General features: G+C 38.0%; 17 protein-coding genes. 9 read left to right on the top strand and 8 right to left on the bottom strand.

From position 1 onward, the window contains the following. Positions 1–29: 29 nt before the first annotated feature. The 3 genes from QUE09_RS12610 to QUE09_RS12600 form a co-directional block, all read right to left on the bottom strand. Positions 30–647 carry a PilZ domain-containing protein gene (locus QUE09_RS12610; RefSeq protein WP_286233114.1) on the bottom strand — a complete coding sequence of 206 codons (618 nt, stop codon included), beginning with the start codon at positions 645–647 and terminating at the stop codon, positions 30–32. A gap of 65 nt (positions 648–712) precedes the next feature. Next, a complete protein-coding gene (locus QUE09_RS12605; RefSeq protein ID WP_286233113.1) occupies positions 713–1327 on the bottom strand; it encodes a TetR/AcrR family transcriptional regulator in 615 nt (204 codons plus the stop codon). A 10-nt stretch (positions 1328–1337) separates the two neighbouring features. After that, positions 1338–2567 carry a threonine/serine exporter family protein gene (locus QUE09_RS12600; protein ID WP_286233112.1) on the bottom strand — a complete coding sequence of 410 codons (1230 nt, stop codon included), beginning with the start codon at positions 2565–2567 and terminating at the stop codon, positions 1338–1340. 86 nt (positions 2568–2653) lie between these two features. On the opposite strand from QUE09_RS12600, the gene QUE09_RS12595 reads away from it, so the two are divergent. From QUE09_RS12595 to QUE09_RS12585, 3 genes are all read left to right on the top strand, one after another. Further along, complete coding sequence (locus QUE09_RS12595; protein ID WP_286233111.1) at positions 2654–2827, top strand: hypothetical protein; 174 nt, start codon at positions 2654–2656, stop codon at positions 2825–2827. Between the two features lie 125 nt (positions 2828–2952). After that, positions 2953–3723, top strand: coding sequence for a class II aldolase/adducin family protein (locus tag QUE09_RS12590; protein WP_286233110.1), 771 nt, complete (start codon positions 2953–2955; stop codon positions 3721–3723). 13 nt (positions 3724–3736) lie between these two features. Next, a complete protein-coding gene (locus QUE09_RS12585) occupies positions 3737–4924 on the top strand; it encodes a mandelate racemase/muconate lactonizing enzyme family protein (RefSeq protein ID WP_286233109.1) in 1188 nt (395 codons plus the stop codon). A gap of 59 nt (positions 4925–4983) precedes the next feature. Here the strand turns inward: QUE09_RS12585 and QUE09_RS12580 are convergent, their stop codons facing one another. From QUE09_RS12580 to nadK, 3 genes are all read right to left on the bottom strand, one after another. After that, the gene (locus QUE09_RS12580) at positions 4984–5331 is read right to left on the bottom strand and encodes an outer membrane protein assembly factor BamE (RefSeq protein WP_286233108.1); all 348 of its coding nucleotides are present in this window, start codon (positions 5329–5331) and stop codon (positions 4984–4986) included. 165 nt (positions 5332–5496) lie between these two features. Then, a complete protein-coding gene (gene recN / locus QUE09_RS12575; protein WP_286233107.1) occupies positions 5497–7161 on the bottom strand; it encodes a DNA repair protein RecN in 1665 nt (554 codons plus the stop codon). Positions 7162–7271: 110 nt separating this feature from the next. Further along, a complete protein-coding gene (gene nadK / locus QUE09_RS12570) occupies positions 7272–8153 on the bottom strand; it encodes an NAD(+) kinase (RefSeq protein WP_286233106.1) in 882 nt (293 codons plus the stop codon). 173 nt (positions 8154–8326) lie between these two features. Between nadK and grpE the strand changes: the two genes are divergently transcribed. The 3 genes from grpE to dnaJ all read left to right on the top strand — a co-directional run bounded on the left by grpE (position 8327) and on the right by dnaJ (position 12530). Beyond that, complete coding sequence (gene grpE / locus QUE09_RS12565; protein ID WP_286233105.1) at positions 8327–8950, top strand: nucleotide exchange factor GrpE; 624 nt, start codon at positions 8327–8329, stop codon at positions 8948–8950. 217 nt (positions 8951–9167) lie between these two features. Continuing rightward, the gene (gene dnaK / locus QUE09_RS12560) at positions 9168–11096 is read left to right on the top strand and encodes a molecular chaperone DnaK (protein WP_286233104.1); all 1929 of its coding nucleotides are present in this window, start codon (positions 9168–9170) and stop codon (positions 11094–11096) included. A gap of 291 nt (positions 11097–11387) precedes the next feature. Beyond that, positions 11388–12530, top strand: coding sequence for a molecular chaperone DnaJ (gene dnaJ, locus QUE09_RS12555; RefSeq protein WP_286233103.1), 1143 nt, complete (start codon positions 11388–11390; stop codon positions 12528–12530). Positions 12531–12702: 172 nt separating this feature from the next. Here the strand turns inward: dnaJ and QUE09_RS12550 are convergent, their stop codons facing one another. Next, complete coding sequence (locus QUE09_RS12550; protein ID WP_286233102.1) at positions 12703–12900, bottom strand: hypothetical protein; 198 nt, start codon at positions 12898–12900, stop codon at positions 12703–12705. 167 nt (positions 12901–13067) lie between these two features. On the opposite strand from QUE09_RS12550, the gene QUE09_RS12545 reads away from it, so the two are divergent. Then, positions 13068–13277: a helix-turn-helix domain-containing protein gene (locus tag QUE09_RS12545; protein ID WP_286233101.1), complete on the top strand. Its 210-nt coding sequence runs from the start codon at positions 13068–13070 to the stop codon at positions 13275–13277. 58 nt (positions 13278–13335) lie between these two features. Next, positions 13336–13998: a hypothetical protein gene (locus QUE09_RS12540; RefSeq protein WP_286233100.1), complete on the top strand. Its 663-nt coding sequence runs from the start codon at positions 13336–13338 to the stop codon at positions 13996–13998. Between the two features lie 4 nt (positions 13999–14002). Here the strand turns inward: QUE09_RS12540 and QUE09_RS12535 are convergent, their stop codons facing one another. Continuing rightward, complete coding sequence (locus QUE09_RS12535) at positions 14003–14473, bottom strand: Lrp/AsnC family transcriptional regulator (protein ID WP_286233099.1); 471 nt, start codon at positions 14471–14473, stop codon at positions 14003–14005. A gap of 236 nt (positions 14474–14709) precedes the next feature. Here QUE09_RS12535 and nhaA point away from each other — a divergent pair, with 236 nt between their 5' ends. Continuing rightward, complete coding sequence (gene nhaA / locus QUE09_RS12530; protein ID WP_286233098.1) at positions 14710–15876, top strand: Na+/H+ antiporter NhaA; 1167 nt, start codon at positions 14710–14712, stop codon at positions 15874–15876. Positions 15877–15927: the final 51 nt, after the last annotated feature.

Below are 15927 nucleotides of genomic sequence, written 5' to 3'. Positions count from 1 at the left end.
TTGGTGATTATTTTAGAGAAAGCCACATGCTAGTTATCTGCTTTCTCTTGCCTTCTTTTTTCTGCAAGCGCTTGTAAATCTTTAGACTGTTTATGTAAACTTGCTCTAACCAAAGCATCTCTGTCTTCATCTTTAATAAAGTGGTAGATAACTTTATGTTCCGTTAGTGTTTTCGTGTCATCATCAATGTTTATCGCGCTAATAACTTCCCCAAAACAATAAATTGCACAGTTCTCTTCAGGAATAAATATTTTAACTTCAATGCGTGTGTCCACATCAATTGTATGTTCACTGATAAAAGTAAAACCACCACCACCAAAACTTGTCCCTTGATAACGGGATTCCTTACAATCTTGCTGTTGAATAATGTAAGTCATCATCAAGTCAATTTTTCTCGCTTGATGGTTAAGGTAGTCTATTAGTTGACCAGCAACACCACTTAACGCTTGTAAAGGCTTTAGTGCCGCTTGATCTAACGTTGCGATTTCTGATGCCATTACAAATGGTGCAGGAATCGAATCAAGAAACTGTTGATAACTGCTGACTTGATTATTTACGAGCGGCTCAATATTCACCGTAAAGTCGTGGGCAATGGAGAAAAATTCATTATATTGATCTAACTTTGCTTGTTCTGTTGTTATCGTCATCGCACGTACTTTTTATTTATCTTAGATTGATTATGAAATAATTTTCTTCATGACACAATCAAGGGTTAGGTAGAGTGTTGCTTTATCATCATATCTATAGCGCACTCACACATTTGTGTGATACTTGACTGATCGATATAGATACCATCTATTGTTAACTTAGCAATGCCATGTAATGTGCCCCAAACAACTTGCGACATCCGCAATGCTGAGTGCTCATTGGATAATAAGTTTTGAGTTTGCCAATATTCAACCATGTCTACTTGTTGATTAAATGTCGGATATGCAGCAGTTTTTAACTGTTCGTTTGCTCGCTTTGTTTGCCAAATAGTGTGACCAAACATTAGGTTGTATAGATGAGGGTTAGAAATTGCAAAATCTAAATAGCTAAACACAAATGCTCGGTATTGTTCTGCAGTAGAATCAAACGTGCCATTTAGTATATCGTCCGCAATAGTACGCCACTGCTTAAAGCCATTTGTTGCTATGGCACAGAGTAATGCATGTTTATCTTCAAAATGATGATAGGCAGCAGTACGTGAAACGCCGACAGTTTGCGCTATTTTTCTTAATGAAAGTGCCTCAACACCTTCTTGGGCAAGCATCGTTGTTGCGCCATCAAGTAATGCTTTATACAAATCGCCATGATGGTAAGTTTCTTTTGAAGAGGATTGGTTCATAACGTTATTGTTACAACGCTTTTCGTGGAGGGATGGCGACATTAGCGAAAATTAATCCGGCCACAAGCGACATAAAAATTAAGAACCATTGTGAGTTTATATCCGAAGTGTTTGCTAAGATCATTTGTCCTGATACCGCAATGTTAAGCCCCATATATACTTTACTGCCAGGTACTAGTACAACTAACCCTAATAACTTTACTAAACTTGACGGTAAGTTCATGATGCGAGAGAAAATATTACTATAAATACCAAGGGCAAAAGCGCCAACAAATGCACCTAGAGCAACACCTAAGTAGTTTGCTCCCCAAAGGCTCGCAGCAAAAGCAACATAGCCCGATATTATCCCCCATGGCGCATCTTTTTTTCGCGCTTTAAATAGGATTACCAAGCTAATAGATAAAACGGTTACGGAAGCCCATGAAGTCCACGCTGGTAGCGTTAATGGTTCTACGTAATCGGCAACCCCCCATAGTTTATGGCCTATTGCCATACCGAGTACTGCGCCAAAATAGAGTTTGAATAAAACCATCAACGCATCCATTACTCTCGCGGTTCCAGAAATTAGATTACGCGCAGCTAATTCTGATAAACCTAACGTTAGCGCCAGTCCAGGAATAAAAGCAATTACCGCAGATAAGATCACTAAAGGGGCATTAATACTGGGATCATAATTCGTGATAAGTGATGCTAACAATGCACAGGTTAATGCTGCAATTGGCTCAAGCATTTCGGTAACACGTCTAGATCTTTCTGCCCAAAAGATAAATAGGCATGCAACTAAACCAAGAATTGTTGACCAAAAAACATCGTTCCAACTGGTATGCATTAACATAGCAAATGCGCCACTTGATGCGCCAAAAGCAAAAAACGTTAGGACTTTACCGTATGGATTCGGTTTATTAACAATTTCATCTAAGCGATCAATAGCTTCGACTAGCGTGCGTTGCCCCGAGCTGAGTTCATCCACTAATTCGTCAGTTCGGGCTAGTGCTCCTAGATCAAGGTCGCCAGGGTTAACGCGCACTAGGTGATTATACTCTTGGTTTTCCTCTTCGTCGGAAAGAATAAACGTTAATGAAGTGGGAGTTACAATAAAGCTTGCATAAAGCTCTAGGAATTGCGAAACACTTTGTAAGTGAGCTTCTAATCGATAGGCAGGCGTTCCAAATTTATGTAACGCTTTACCCAAGCGAATAATAAATCGTCTTTTTTGGTGAAACTCTTCCAGATTCGTCATAAATTTGATCCGCAGCGAATTTATTGCCGTTAACTAATTGATATTTTATGTTATGTTTTACTTTTCTAAAACAAGTAATTTTTATTATGACCTTATTAATTATTTTAGCTTGTGTCTTCGGTGGTGTTGCACTCATGGTAATTTTTGGCGAAAAATATGGCAAACCGATGGATGAACAGCAGCAGGCAAGCTATAGCAAGTGGTTACGTATCTTAGTGTTTGTGCTGATCATCGCCGCTATTATTAAGATGATGGTCTAAGATATTAATAATTGACCTCACGCAATGCTTTAACTCATATGCAGCTTTCACTACAATGGCCTGAAATTTACGGTTTACATTGCTAAATAGTCATATTGCAATCACGCAGTAAACAAGGATATTGCATGTTAGAGATACCAAAACTAAATTTAAAAGACAAAGTGTCGCCTCAAGAGTGGCAAACGCGAGTAGATTTGGCCGCCTGTTATCGTTTGGTAGCCATGCATGGTTGGGACGACTTAATTTATACACATATTTCTGCACGTATTCCAGAGTCAGATTTTTTACTGATAAATGCATTTGGTTTAGCGTTTGATGAGATTACCGCTTCTAACCTCGTAAAAATTGATATTGAAGGCAATATTATTGATGCTGACTGTCCTTTCGATATTAACCCAGCAGGTTTTACAATTCATAGTGCTGTGCATCAAGCTAGGCATGATGAGCAATGTGTGTTGCATTTGCATACCAATGAAACTATAGCAGTAGCGAGTTTAAAAGAAGGACTTTTGCCTCTTAGCCAATATGCTATGTTTGCTTTGGCATCTATGAGCTATCATGACTATGAAGGTCTTGCTGTCAATGCTGATGAGAAAAAACGCATACAAGATGACCTTGGTAACGCTAACTTTATGCTGCTGAGAAATCACGGTGGTTTAACATTAGGTAAAACCATTGGTGATGCATTTATGCATATGTATGATTTAACTCGTGCCTGTCAAGTACAACTACAAATAATGGCTACAGGTATGGATAAGATACTTGTAGAACAAAGCATTGTTGATGGTATCAAAGCTCAAGCGAATATTGTTCATACAGGGCTAACAGGTGGCCAGAAATCTTGGCCGGCGCTTGTTAGGCGGGTTTATCGCCAAGATCCATCATTTGCAAGTTAATTAAGAGATTAAAATGAAAGTTACCCATATAGAAATATTTGATATTGAATGCCCTGAAAGGCCACCGTGGAATCCTGTTTTTGTTCGTATTCATACTGATGAGGGTATTACAGGGGTTGGTGAAGCAGGTCTTGCTTATGACTGGGGGCATAGTGCAGCAGCTGCGATGATTAAAGAAATCGCCGAGGCGGTTTTAATTGGTTTTGATCCTTTCCAAACAGAACTGCTATGGTCTCGTATGTTACGTGAGAGTTTCTGGGGATTAGGTGGTGGGCCTGTTCTATATTCTGCCATGAGTGCTATTGATACAGCATTATGGGATATAAAAGGAAAAGCACTAAATGTTCCTGTATATCAATTACTTGGTGGTAAAGTAAATAGTGACTTAAGAACTTATGCAAGCCAATTGCAATTTGATTGGGATACTGAATGTACAAAACTTATTGAACCTGCTGAATATGCTGAAGCAGCTTTAAAAGCGGTGGCTGAAGGTTATGACGCTGTAAAAGTAGATCCAATTGTTTACAACCAGGACGGTAGTTCATCATTTGACCGCACTAAATTGTTTACCGCTCCGCAAATGAGATTGTTTGGAAACCGCCTACGTGCGATTAGAAATGCAGTAGGAGATGACGTTGATATTATTTTCGAATCACATTCCTTAATGGGGGCAGCTTCAGCCATTCAAATGGGTAAAATAATTGAAGAAGTTGGCTGTATGATGTATGAAGAGCCTGTTAATTACCTTAATAATAAAGTACATAAAAAGGTAGCCGATAAAGTAAACGTGCCTATAGCGGGTGGCGAACGCTTGTATCATCGCTGGGATGTTCGTCCTTACTTTGAAGACCAAAGTATTGATGTGTTGCAACCTGATGTAGGGTTATGTGGTGGCTTTACAGAAGCAAAAAAAGTGTGTGATTATGCTGATACATACGATATTCGTATTCAAGCGCATGTTTGTGGTGGTCCAGTGGCTACAGCTGCGTCATTGCATTTAGAAACGGCAATACCCAACTTTTTAATTCATGAACATCATACATACGCGATTAAACATTGGAATCGCGAATTGTGTATACAGGATCCTCAACCGAAAAATGGTATTTTTAATGTATCTGAAACACCAGGTATCGGTATTGAGCTTAATGATGAAATTGTAAAACGCTCGCCTAATGTTACTGTAAATGCATTGAAAGCGTAGAACGGAATAACTTTTAAGGCTAAAAAAACCGATAATAAATATCGGTTTTTTTTATCGTGCTAATTAACGATAGGGGTGTAAAAGCTTTCTGGTAATTCAAAATCGCCTTGGGCATCTTTTAATTTATTATCTTCAAAGGTCACTATAAACTTTCTATCTTTATTTAACGCCTCACTTCTACCTGACTTAAAACGGTAAACATAATGCCAAACATTATTGTTGAATGTGTCAGTAACAACAGGTGTACCTAATACAAACTTTACTTGTTCTTTGGTCATGCCTAATTGCAATTTATCGATATCTTTCTGTTCAAGGAAGTTCCCTTGTGGAATATCTATCCGGTAAATCCAGCCAGTACAAGCAGACAATCCTAATAAAGCAATTAACGTTAAAATTCGAAACAACATGATGTAATTAGTAACCCTTTTTTTTGTGAGTGGGGATGATAACTAAGCAAGCCCAGAGATACAAAACTTTTTTAAAAACTTAGCGTATTAAATAAAATTAATGCCATTAATGCTTATAAAAGGCAAGTGCAAATGTCATAGTTAATGGCGTTTAGTTATTTACTTTTAACCTGCTAACAATTCTTGGGCGTTTGCTAAACTAGAGTCTGTTATCTGATCACCTGCTAGTAATCGTGCAATTTCTTTGACGCGTGCATTTGTAGATAGTTCCGTGACTTTTGTTTCAGTATGCTCACCATCGGTTAATTTGCTGACAAAAAATTGTTGATGACCTTTACTGGCTACTTGAGGGAGGTGAGTAACACATATTACCTGTGTATTCTGAGCAAGTTGTTTTAACTTACTACCAACCATTGCAGCAGTTGGCCCACTGATACCAACATCTACTTCGTCGAAAATTAAACTAGGCGCGGTAACTTGATGTGACAAGATTACCTGCATTGCTAAGCTAATACGAGAAAGTTCACCACCTGATGCAACTTTGCTCATTGTATCTAGTGACTGTCCTGGGTTTAAGCTAACCAAAAAGTTAATGTCGTCGCTACCTGATGCAGACATTTTCTCAGAGTTTTCATTACTTACAGCAACACAAAACTGTCCATGTTCCATATTTAACTCACGCATACTATCAGTAATTTTTGCGCTTAGTGTTATTGCTGCTTTTTGGCGGGATTCTGTCAGTTTTTGAGCGCTGTCGACATATTGATTTTTAGCAAAATCTATTTCTTGGTGTAACTGATTTAATCTCGACTCATCAGTGGTTATTGCCGACAACTGTTGTTTCAAATCATAATGAAGTTGATGCAGTGCTTCTGGTTGTGTTTGATGTTTTTTAGCGAGCTGTATTGCTGTTGAATATCTTTCTTCAATGGTTTGAAAATATTGAGGATCTAGCTCTAATCGTGCATTGTAATCTTTAAGCTCTTGGCTTGCATCTTCTAGTTGTAACAATGCTTCATTCATTTGATCCATCACAGGTACTAGTGTGGTATCTACACTCGTAATATTGGCTACTTTTTCAATACAAGTTCTTAGCGCATCATTTATATTAAAGGTATCATCGTCGCTTAAAAGATGAATTGCTTGTAAAGAGCTATCAAGTAAATGTTGGCAATTGCTGAATTTTTTATAATCAACTTCTAATTGAGTGAATTCGTTTTCGATCAAGCCGAAGTCGTCAAGTTCACTCACTTGATATTGTAATAACTGTTGCTGTGCTTCTCTGCTTTGTTGCGACGTTTGTAGTTGTGTTAATTCTTGTGTCAAACTTTGCCATTTTTGATAGTGAAATTTAACGTCTTCTAATAAATGTCTATGATTTGCAAAGTCATCGAGCATTTGCTTTTGCGTATGGTTTTTTGTAATTAGTTGATGATCATGTTGGCCATGAATATTAATCAAAAACTGACTGATATCTTTTAGTTGTGTTAGTGGAACAGGTGTTCCGTTTATATAAGATTTTGAACGACCCTCAGCAGATATTACGCGCCGTAAAATGCACTCGTCTTCCGTAGAAAAATCATTGTTTTTTAACCAATTAATCGCTGGTTGATTATCTTCAATATCAAAAGTGGCAACAAGTGACGCTTGTTTACTATTAGGACGAACCACGTTGGTAACGGCTCTATCACCGAGGCATAGCCCTAATGCATCAATGGCAATTGATTTACCTGCACCAGTCTCACCAGTAATTGTAGTCATGCCAGATCGCCATTCGATTTCGAGCGACTTAACAATAGCGAAATTTTGAATTGATAAATGAACAAGCATAGTTGTTAGTTACTGTATAAATCCATAGGTGTTAATTTATACAGTAATCATTAAAGGTGCAAGTTGAAATCGAGATAAATTTTATTTTAGTTATTAACTAACTGAAAATGTTAATAAAGTTTATTACCCCAACTCAACTTTTGTCTGAGTACATTAAAGTAGTCATGATCTAGAGGGTGGATAAGCCTTAATGTATTTACACTTTTTCTAATAATAACTTCATCACCTGGCATAACAGCTAGAATGACATGCCCGTCACAACTTACTTGTAAGCTTTCGTAGTTTTCATTGGCAAGTACAAGTTTAATTTCACTATTTCCATCTACAACAATAGGACGGCTAGTTAACGTATGTGGAAACATTGGAACTAATGATAACGCATTTAAGTTTGGCGTAAGTATAGGTCCACCTGCAGACATCGAGTATGCAGTTGAGCCTGTAGGCGTCGATACAATTAAGCCATCAGAGCGTTGACTAAACATGAAGCTACCATCGATATACACTTCAAACTCAATCATACTTGCAACTTTACCCGCGTGAAGGACTGCTTCGTTTACTGCGCTGTTAGAGCTTTTTAATTTTCCATGACGATAAACTTCAGCTTCAATAATGAATCGCTGCTCTGAATGCGATTTGCCAGCTAATATTTGCTTAAGTGGCTCAATAAGCTCTGTCGGTGCTAAATCAGTTAAAAAACCAAGGTTACCCCTGTTTACACCAATAACGCCAATGTTATAACAAGAAAGTACACGCGCAGCACCAAGCATATAGCCATCTCCGCCAACTACGATAGCTAAATCTGCTTGTTCACCTATTTCAACTAGCGTTCGCTGATGTAGCTCTGTTAACTCAAGTCCAGCTGAAACGGAGCTCTCAACGAGTACTTGATAGCCTTGTTTATATAAAAACTCATATAAGGTTTCAATCGTATGTTTTGCGCCTTTATGCTTAGGCTTGCCTATAAGGCCTATTGTGCTGTAGACAGTTGTCATTATCGTAAGCGTTTAGTCATTGAATAGTAAAAGTTTCGCTGTATTTTAACCGCTTGTAAAGGTTACTTTTTTATAAATCTTTTATATTTAAGCTTGAATCGTAAAGGGAAGCCCCCATAATTACCCAAATCGACTATATTATCCTGTTATATTAAGAATTGTGGAGTTGTTTCATGTCTAATGAATCATCAGAAAATAAAAGTGCAGAGGAATTAGCTGCAGAGAAGATTATCGCAGAAGCGGAAGAGCAAGTTGAAGAACAACATGACCATGCACATGAAGCGATTAGTGCAGAACAAGAGCGTATTAACGAGCTTGAACTTGCTTTAGCGGCAGCGCAATCAACGGTTGCAGATCAAAAAGACTCTGTTATTCGTGCTAAAGCAGAAGTCGATAACGTTCGTCGTCGTAGCGCACAAGATGTTGAAAAAGCACGCAAGTTTGCATTAGAAAAGTTTGTGGGTGAGTTACTACCGGTAGTAGATAACTTAGAAAGAGCTGTGGCATCCTTTGATAAAGATAATGATGAAACTAAACCAATGCTTGAAGGTGTTGAACTTACACTACAAAGCTTTCTAAGTACGCTAGAAAAATTTGATGTGAAAAGTGTTGATCCCCAAGACCAGCCGTTTAATCCTGAATTGCATCAAGCAATGTCAATGCAAGAAGTTGAAGGTGTTGAACCAAACACTGTAATAGCTGTTATGCAAAAGGGCTATGAATTGAACGGCCGCTTAGTGCGTCCTGCGATGGTGATGGTATCAAAAGCAAAGCCTGCGGTAGATACGCAAGCTTAACCTAAATATTTATGAAAAAAGCCAGGTGTTACCTGGCTTTTTTATACCTTGTTGATCAAAACAAAGACAAGATTGGAAAATTATCTGACTTATACACAAATAAAATGACATTTTTTTCATTTTTTTCGTATTCAACAGTTGAAAACAATTTTTCTTGCCCCCACTAAATGGTCAACAACGAAATTAATTGTAAAGATAGAATTTGGAGATCCTTAAGATGGGCAAAATTATTGGTATTGACCTAGGGACAACTAACTCATGTGTAGCTGTTCTTGATGGCGACAAAGTACGTGTTATTGAAAATGCGGAAGGCGATCGTACAACCCCTTCTATTATCGCATATACAGAAGATGGTGAGACATTAGTTGGCCAACCGGCAAAACGCCAAGCGGTAACTAACCCTAACAACACATTATTCGCTATTAAGCGTTTAATCGGTCGTCGCTTTGAAGATAAAGAAGTGCAACGTGATATCGGTATCATGCCTTTTGGTATTGTTAAAGCCGACAATGGCGATGCATGGGTAGAAGCGAAAGGCGAAAAAATGGCGCCACCACAAGTTTCTGCTGAAGTTTTGAAAAAAATGAAGAAGACAGCGGAAGACTATTTGGGCGAGAGCGTATCTGAAGCTGTTATAACTGTTCCTGCTTACTTTAATGATTCACAGCGTCAAGCAACGAAAGATGCTGGTCGTATCGCTGGCTTAGACGTTAAGCGCATTATTAACGAGCCAACTGCAGCTGCACTTGCTTATGGAATGGATAAGAAGAAAGGTGAAAAAGTTGTTGCCGTTTATGACTTAGGTGGTGGTACGTTTGATATCTCAATTATTGAAATTGACGAAGTTGAAGGTGAGCACACTTTTGAAGTACTAGCGACTAACGGTGATACGCACCTTGGTGGTGAAGACTTTGATAATCGCATGATCGATTATTTAGTTGAAGAGTTTAAGAAAGATCAAGGTATGGATCTAACGAAAGATCCTCTTGCGATGCAGCGCCTTAAAGAAGCTGCTGAAAAAGCAAAATGTGAACTTTCATCAGCACAACAAACAGATGTTAATTTACCATACATTACTGCTGATGCGTCAGGTCCAAAGCACATGAACATTAAAGTGACACGTGCAAAACTTGAATCTTTAGTAGAAGACATGGTTAAAGCGACTCTTGAACCATTAAAAACTGCATTGGCAGATGCTGATTTGTCTACCTCAGAGGTTACAGATGTTATTTTGGTTGGTGGTCAAACACGTATGCCACTAGTACAGAAAGTTGTAACGGATTTCTTTGGTAAAGAGCCACGTAAAGACGTTAACCCTGATGAAGCAGTAGCGTCAGGTGCTGCGGTACAGGCTGGTGTTTTAGCTGGTGACGTAACAGACGTATTGTTATTAGATGTAACGCCATTATCGTTAGGTATTGAGACAATGGGTGGTGTGATGACGAAAGTTATCGATAAAAACACAACTATCCCAACTAAGCAATCTCAAACGTTCTCAACGGCAGAAGATAATCAAGCTGCAGTAACTGTGCATGTATTGCAAGGTGAGCGTAAACAAGCACAAGCAAATAAATCTTTAGGTCAATTTAATCTAGAAGGTATTGATGCGGCGCCACGAGGAATGCCTCAAATTGAAGTAACTTTTGATATTGATGCTGATGGTATTTTACATGTATCTGCGAAAGATAAGAATACAGGTAAAGAGCAGAAGATCACTATTAAAGCGTCTTCTGGCTTATCAGACGATGAAGTAGATCAAATGGTACGTGACGCTGAAGCAAATGCTGATGCCGATGCGAAATTTGAAGAGTTAGTTACGGCACGTAACCAAGCTGATGGTATGGTTCATGCGACTCGTACGCAAATTACTGAAGCAGGTGATGATTTACCGGCTGAAGATAAAGAGAAAATTGAAGCTGCACTTGCTGAATTAGAAACAGCAATTAAAGGTGAAAGCAAAGAAGAAATCGATGCTAAATCACAAGCAGTTGTTGAAGCTTCTCATAAGCTAATGGAAATTGCACAAGCGAAAGCGCAAGCACAACAAGGCGGTGCAGCTCCTGAAGCTGATGCAACTGACGCAGGTGCTAAGCCTGGAGATGACGTTGTTGACGCTGAGTTTGAAGAGGTGAAAGACGATAAGTAATTTTAAGCTTTGTCGTCGCAGTTTCGCTCTATAACTGCGTTGGACATACTCACTTAGTTCTTTTGTTGAAAGTAAGGAGCTCCGTGTGTCCGATTTGTTATAGTGCGTCTCTGCATAGACAAATACTTAAAATGAACATTCTGTTTTACTTAAAGCGTCGTTTTACGGCGCTTTATTGTGTTTAGCATTGAGCTTTAGGTTAATGAAATTACAGAGTTAATTTTTTTATCGGTAAAAGCCCATAAAAAAATTAATTTTCGAAAATTGCAGTAAATAGAAAGAATCAAAACTATGTCCAAACGTGATTACTATGAAATATTAGACGTCGAACGAGATGCGTCTGAACGTGACATTAAAAAGGCGTACAAACGTCTTGCGATGAAGTTTCACCCAGACCGCACTAAAGGTGACAAAGAAAAGGAAGAAACTTTTAAGCAGATAAAAGAAGCTTATGAAATCTTAACTGATGATCAAAAACGTGCTGCTTATGATCAATATGGCCATGCGGCATTTGAGCAAGGCGGTATGGGCGGTGGCGGTGGCTACGGCGGTGGAGCTGACTTTGGCGATATTTTCGGTGATGTTTTTGGTGATATTTTCGGTGGTGGTCGCAGAGGCGGTGGCGGCGGTCAGCGCGCTAGAAGAGGCAGTGACTTAAGATATAACCTTGAACTGTCTTTAGAAGAGGCTGTACGCGGCAAGTCGGTTGAAATTAAAGTACCTACTTACGTGCAATGTGAGCCTTGCAATGGCTCTGGTGCTAAAAAAGGTACACAGCCTAAAACCTGTAGTACTTGTCATGGCCATGGCCAGGTTCAAATGCGTCAAGGCATGTTTGCTGTACAACAAACGTGCCCGAGCTGTAACGGTAAAGGTAAAGTAGTTTCTGATCCTTGTAACTCATGTCATGGTCAAGGTAGAGTTCAGAAAACTAAAACGTTAAATGCAAAAATACCGGCAGGTGTAGATACAGGCGATAGAATTCGCTTGTCAGGAGAAGGTGAAGCTGGCGAGCAAGGAGCTCCAGCTGGTGATCTTTATGTGCAAGTTAATGTGAAGGATCATCCGATATTTGTGCGTGATGAAAACCATTTATATTGTGAAATGCCTATTAGTTTCTCTACCGCGGCTCTTGGTGGTGAAATTGAAGTACCAACCCTGGAAGGTAAAGTGAAGCTTAAAGTACCTAAGGAAACACAAACAGGTAAGATGTTTAGGTTACGTGGCAAGGGCGTCAAATCAGTAAGAAGTCACAGTGTTGGTGATTTAATGTGTAAAGTTGTGGTTGAAACACCCATTAATTTAACCGGTGATCAAGTTGATTTATTACGTCAATTAGAGTCTAAAATGAGTACCAGTTCAAAAAAGCATAGCCCGAAAGAGAGTGGTTTTTTTGATAGTGTTAAAAAGTTTTTTGATGACCTTAAATCATAAGGTTTTTGGTATTTCACAATGCTTTTATGCAATGTGATACGACTTTCTATATAGATAAAAGTCCCACTCATGTGGGACTTTTTTATTGTTAACGTTAAATCACATGCTATGCAGACGAATTTATTCAAGTTATTTGTAAAGTTTATCTATCATTAAATTAGAGTCTTTACCTCTACACGATAGCCACATCTTCTTTGAGGAACAAAACCACTAAGTAGATAAGTGCTAGAGGCGGTAAAAAAGACAGTACAAACCCTAATATAGCTGCTCTTTTTGCATTGTCTGTTTTGTAGGTGCCAAGCCGGTAACTAACGCCAATTATAAACGTTAAATACAATAGGTATATTGCAGCTATTAGTATAATCCACATGATTTATATCCTTCTAAAAATTAAAACTAAGCTTAATCGCATTAATAAGACTATAGTAAAAATGTTTCTAGTCAATAAATATTTATCGATAAACGATAAATGTTTATTGTAAAACAATGTTTATATTGCTAGTGTTATGGCATTGATTATTCTTTGTATTAATTGGCATGACATCAAAAATAAAAGTAAATCTTGATTATCTATTGCTGCTTCGTGGTATGAGTCTCACGGAGCTTTCAGAAACTGTTGATATTTCGATGGCAAATTTATCTATATTAAAACGAGGTAAAGCTAAAGCAGTGCGTTTTTCTACACTGATAAAGCTATGTGAAGCACTAGATTGTCAACCAGGTGATTTACTCGCGTTAGAAAGTTAGATTTTAAAAGTGTTGGATTATCACTATAATTACAACCTATCAGTTATTTAGGTGTGTTATGCGTACTTCATTTGTTTTCTTAATTTTTTTATCCTTTATCAGTCGATTAAATGCAAGCGAAGAAAAAGCACTTCCTCCGTTAGATCCTGCCTATGTAGATACACATGGTATGGTATTGGTGTCTCAAGGCTCTAGGGTTTTCGCCTCTAACTTAGCTCTGTATGAAAAGCCCCATGACGTTCAATTATTATATAAGCTTGAAACGAAAGCTGTTCCATTTCTTAACCTTATTAGAGATGCAGATTTGGTGACGATAAAGACTAAGCCTTTTAATTTACAACGCTTGATAAGAGGAGAAAAAATGACAGTGCTTGCTGATGTATATTTAGGGCATTTTGAGCGCGATGGAATGATTGTTTATCAAGACTATCCCATTGTGTTTGATAAAAAGTTATATGCAAGAAAGTTAACCGATTTAAAAGCACCAACAAAGTGGCAAGAATACGATGTAGTTACATTAAATAAAGCTGAACGTATTTATATTCATAAAATTCAACAGGCGCCAAGTTTTGCTCATCTCATGTTTGTTGATTTAACCGGGGCCTGTCTTCATAAATTTAAAACGTCAGAACTCGTGCCTTCTGAAAATGAATTAACCTATAAGTTTATTAATTGCGGCACAATGAAACCTTTATATTATGAGCATAATACATTTCAATAAGAGGTTATTCATCTTCAAAGTTAGGGAGCACGCCACTACGACTGTGTTCGAATACTAATGAAGTTTCTACAGTCTGTACTTCTTCTCTTGATGTAACGGCATTAAATACAAATTTTCGTAAATGCTCACTATCTTTGACTGACATATGGATAAAGTAATCATAACTGCCTCCCATATGGTAAAGACTGACAATTTCGGGTAATTGAAGGAGGTCGTCTCTTAGTCTGTTTACTATTTGCTCTGAATAAGGTTGAAGGCGAATGGCTGCTATTGCTTCGATGTTGCCACCGATGTTTTTAAAGTTTATATCAACAAAGGCGCCTTTGATAATGCCATGACTTTTCATGCGTTTTACACGTTCTAGGCAAGTAGAAGGGGCAATACCTATTTGTGCAGCAAGCTCTTTATTTGTTATATCTGCATCTTTATATAATATTGTTAATATTTTCAGGTCAATATCGTCTAACTTTTTCATGATTTCATTCTTTTTTTTATGTACTACTCAGGCATACTACACTTAATTTTGTTAGGAAAACCAGCAAAAATTACGTACTTATAAAATTAATGTCGAATATTTCATAAAATTCCGAATTAACATCGTTTTAAATTGTTTGCGAAAAGAATATTTAAACTTCTCTTTGTTATGATATTGTCACATGTGAAAAATTGACATAATATGTCTTTATTGGTTTGTTAAAAATGTAGGATTGTATGCCAATAAAAAATATACAAGATTTTCTTAAACTTGAAGCCGCGAGTGGACTGATATTGATGGCAGCGGCTATTATGGCGATGCTTATCGCTAATTCCCCGTTATCACCGTATTACGATTTATTATTAAGTATACCCGTTAAAGTGGCGGTAGGTAGTTTTGAAATAGCGAAACCGTTATTACTTTGGATTAATGATGGCTTAATGGCATTATTTTTCTTTCTCGTGGGGTTGGAGCTTAAACGAGAGTTTTTAGAAGGAGATTTATCCAAACCAGGGCAAATTACATTACCTGCTGTAGGTGCGGTAGGCGGTATGCTTGTGCCAGCAGTGTGCTACGCTTTAGTTAATATAGATAACCCACAAGCATTAAGTGGCTGGGCTATTCCGACAGCAACAGATATAGCGTTTGCTTTAGGTATCTTAGCAATTATAGGCAGTAAAGTGCCGTTACAATTAAAAGTGTTTCTGACATCGCTTGCTATTTTTGATGACTTAGGGGCGATTATTGTTATTGCATTATTTTACACTGACCAGTTGTCAATGATGTCCTTGATTGTATCTGCTGTTGTGCTTTCAATCCTTTTTGTTATTAATCGACGAGGTGTAACTGATACGGCACCATATATATTCTTTGGCCTTATTCTTTGGGTTGCTGTATTAAAGTCTGGCGTTCATGCAACATTAGCGGGTGTAGTATTAGCACTCTTTATTCCAATAAAAGGAAAAGAAGATGAGCCATCGCCACTTAAATCTCTCGAGCACAACTTACACGCAATGGTTGCCTTTATTATTTTGCCAATTTTCGCGTTTGCTAATGCAGGAATTAGCTTTGAAGGTATTGGATTTGAACAAATTACCTCACCGGTGCCACTTGGTATAATTATGGGGTTAGTTGTGGGGAAACAACTCGGAGTTTTTGGCTTTTGCTTTATTGCAATTAAATTAGGGCTCGCCAAATTACCCGAGAATGTTAATTGGGGATTACTATACGGCGTAGCGATGCTTTGTGGTGTCGGTTTTACCATGAGTTTGTTTATTGGCTCGTTAGCATTTGAGCAAACAGGTGAAAGTGGTATGTTTCAAGATCGATTAGGGATTGTCGTCGGGTCATTAATTTCTGGTGTATTAGGTTATTTCCTTATTCGTTATAAAGTGAATAAGTAGCGTAACGCTTTACATTAAAACATCGAAATGGCGATATTATTTATCGCCATT

The organism is Thalassotalea sediminis, from assembly GCF_030295915.1.
GTDB lineage: Bacteria > Pseudomonadota > Gammaproteobacteria > Enterobacterales > Alteromonadaceae > Thalassotalea_C > Thalassotalea_C sediminis.
The sequence above is the reverse complement of the archived record's forward strand: the minus strand, read 5'-3'. Positions and strand labels throughout refer to the sequence as shown.